Origin of the sequence: Saccharopolyspora sp. (assembly GCF_017434145.1) — a bacterium.
Classification (GTDB): Bacteria; Actinomycetota; Actinomycetes; order Mycobacteriales; family Pseudonocardiaceae; genus Saccharopolyspora_C; species Saccharopolyspora_C galaxeae.
Map to the genome: position 1 here is coordinate 1 of NZ_JAFRFW010000937.1, position 3,479 is coordinate 3,479.

At 70.9% G+C, this 3,479-nt stretch carries 1 protein-coding gene; it reads right to left on the minus strand.

Features of this window, described 5'->3' with window-relative positions; genetic code table 11:
* On the minus strand, positions 1–3,479 hold a 3,479-nt coding region (locus tag IJH84_RS25340), incomplete at both ends, for a HAMP domain-containing protein (RefSeq protein WP_295149842.1).

Consider the following 3,479-nt stretch of genomic DNA (forward strand, 5'->3'; position numbering starts at 1 on the left):
AGACCACGCGCAGCCCGTGCTGCTCCAGCAGCGCGCTCAGCGCGTAGACGCTGCGCGGATCGTCGTCGACGACCAGCACCTTCTGCCCTTGGAAGCGCAGCAGCGGTCGCTGCACGGCGGTTTCCGGCGGTGCGTCGCCGTCGGCGGCATCGGCGTCTTCGCCCGCCCCGACCCCGCCCGGTTCCCACTCCAGCATCGGCGGGTCGATGCCTTCCGCGGTCACGTCGTAGTTGACCTCGGCGCTGGTCGGCGCCGCCGACCGGTCCGGTACCGGGACCGGACCGCGCTGTTCCGGCACGTCCCGCGGCTCCTGCGCACCGCCTTCCGGGGTTTCCGGCGGCAGGTAGAGCGTGAACTCGCTGCCGGCTCCGGATTCGCTGCTGACGCGCAGTTCCCCGCCCAGCAGCGCCGTCAGCTCCCGGCTGATCGACAGCCCCAGCCCGGTTCCGCCGTAGCGGCGCACGATGGTCCCGTCGCCCTGCTGGAACGCTTCGAAGATCCGCTCCAGTTTTCCCTCGGGCACGCCGATTCCGGTGTCGCGCACGGAAAAGGCCAGCACACCGGGAACTCCGTGCAGCGATCCGGGCGCGCCCGGCCCTGCCGGGGCGATCCGCAGCCGCACCGAACCCTGCTCGGTGAACTTCAGCGCGTTCGACAGCAGGTTGCGCAGGATCTGCTCCAGCCTGCTCTGGTCGGTGTGCAGCGTGCCGGGCAGCTCGTCGGCGAGTTCGACCGCGAACTGGAGCCCCTGCTCCTCGGCCAGCGGCCGGTACAACGACTCCAGATGCCCGGCCAGCGCGGCGATTTCGGTGTCCGCGGGCAGCACCGCCATGTGCCCGGCTTCCACTTTGGACAGATCGAGCACGTCGTTGATCAAGCCGAGCAGATCGGTGAGCGCGCCGTGCATGGTCCGGGCCAGGTCCACCTGCTGCTCGGTGAGATTGCCGTCGACGTTGTCGGCCAGCAGCCTGGCCAGCATCAGCGAACTGTTCAGCGGCGTGCGCAGCTCGTGCGACATGTTCGCCAGGAAGTCCGACTTGTAGGCCGACGCCTGGGAAAGCTCGCCCGCGCGTTCCTCCAGCTGCTGGCGGGCCTGCTCGATCTCGCTGTTCTTGATCTCGATGTCCCGGTTGCGCGCGGCCAGCTGCGCGGCGTTCTCCTCCAGCTCGGTGTTGGAGCGGCGCAGCTCCTCCTGCTGCTGCTCCAGTTGTTCGGAGCGGGCCTGCAGTTCGCTGGCCAGGTGCTGGGATTCGCTCAGCAGCTCCTCGGTGCGCGTGTTGGAGACGATCGTGTTCACCTCGACGCCCAGCGTCTCCTGCAACCGCTGCAACAGATCCAGGTGCAGTTCGCTGAACTCGTGCACCGAGGCCAGTTCCAGCACCGCGAGCACCTGGTTCTCGAACAGCACCGGCACCACGGCCACCGCCGCGGGCGCGGCCTCGCCGAGCCCGGAGCTGATCCGCAGGTACTCCGGCGGCGCGCCGCGCACCACGATCGTGCGGCCATCGATCGCCGCCTGGCCCACCAGCGACTCGCCCAGCTCGAACCGCTCCGGCACACCATCGGACGGCAAGCCGTAGGAACCGGCGCGCTCCAGCACCACCCCACCGGGCACGTCGTCGCCGGTCCGGGCCAGGTAGAACGCGCCGCACTGCGCGGAAACCAGCGGCACCAGCTCGCGCATGGTCAGCGAGGCCAGCGCGGAGAGCTCACCCAGCCCGCGCACCAGCCCGGACATCCGCGCCAGGTGCGTCTTGAGCCAGTCGGTGTCCTCGTTGGCGCGGGTGGTGGCCGCCAGGTTCGAGATCATCGCGTTGACGTCCTCGGTGAGCTCGGCGACCTCCCCGCGGGCTTCCAAGGTGATCTGCCGCGTCAGGTCGCCGGTGGTGACCGCGTTGGCCACCGACGCGATCGCGCGCACCTGGGTGGTCAGGTTCCCCGCGAGCCGGTTGACGCTGTCGGTGAGCTGCTGCCAGGTGCCGGAGACGTCGGTGACCTCGGCCTGGCCGCCGAGCCTGCCCTCGGTACCGACCTCGCGGGCCACCCGCGTCACCTCGGCGGCGAACCCGGACAGCCGGTCGACCATGGTGTTGATGGTGGTCTTGAGCTCCAGGATCTCGCCCTGCGCGGCCGCGTCGATCTTCTTGGACAGGTCGCCCTCGGCGACGGCGGTCGTCACCTGGGCGATGTTGCGCACCTGGTTGGTGAGGTTGCGCGCCATCAGGTTCACGTTGTCGGTGAGGTCCTTCCAGGTCCCGGCCACGCCCGGAACCCGCGCCTGCCCGCCGAGGATGCCTTCGGTGCCGACCTCGCGGGCGACCACGGTGACCTGGTCCGCGAACGCGCCGAGCGTCTCGACCATCCCGTTGATGGTCGCGGCCAGCTCCGCGACCTCGCCCTTGGTCTCCACGGTGATCTTCTTGGTCAGGTCGCCGCCAGCGACCGCCGCGGCGACCGCGGAAATGTTGCGCACCTGCGCGGTCAGGTTGTCGGCCATCAGGTTGACGTTGTCGGTGAGGTCCTTCCAGGTCCCCGCGACCCCGGCGGCCCGCGCCTGCCCGCCCAGCTTGCCCTCGGTGCCGACTTCGCGGGCCACCCGCGTGACCTCGTCGGCGAACGCGGAGAGCTGATCGACCATCGTGTTCAACGTGTCCTTCAACGCCAGGATCTCGCCGCGGGCGTCCACGTCGATCTTGCGGCTCAGGTCGCCGCGAGCCACGGCGGTGGCGATCTGCGAGATGTTGCGGACCTGCGCCGTGAGGTTGTCGGCCATCAGGTTCACCGAGTCGGTCAGCCCCCGCCAGGTCCCGGCGGCTCCCGGCACCTGCGCCTGCCCGCCCAGCTTGCCCTCGCTGCCGACCTCGCGGGCCACCCGCGTGACCTCGTCGGCGAACTCCGAGAGCTGATCGACCATCGTGTTGATGGTGCTCTTGAGCTCGCCCATCTCCCCGGAGACCGGCACCACGATGCGGCGGCTCAGGTCCCCGCGGGCGACCGCGGCGGCGACCTGCGAGATGTCCCGCACCTGGCCGGTGAGGTCGGCCGCCATCCGGTTCACCGAGTCGGAAAGGTCCCGCCAGGTCCCGAGCAGGCCGGGCACCTGCGCCTGCCCGCCCAGCCTGCCTTCGGTGCCGATCTCCGCGGCCAGCCTGCCGACCTCGGAGGCGAACATCGAGAGCTGGTCGAGCAGGTTGTTCACGGTGCCGGCGAGGTCGCCGAGCCTGCCAGGGGCGCGATCACCGGCCCGCCGGGACATCCGTTGCGTCAGGTCGCCCTCGGCGACCGCGCCGAGCACCCGCACGAGCTCGCCGGCCGGTCGCAGTAGCGCGTCGGTCAGCTCGTTCATCGCCCGCTCGGCCTGCTGCCAGCCGCCCCCGCCGCCGACCTCGGCAGGATCGACCGGCCACTGCCCGCGCACGGCCTGCTCGGTCAGCCTGCTCAGCTCGGCGACCAGCCGCTGATCGCGCTCGGCCAGCTCG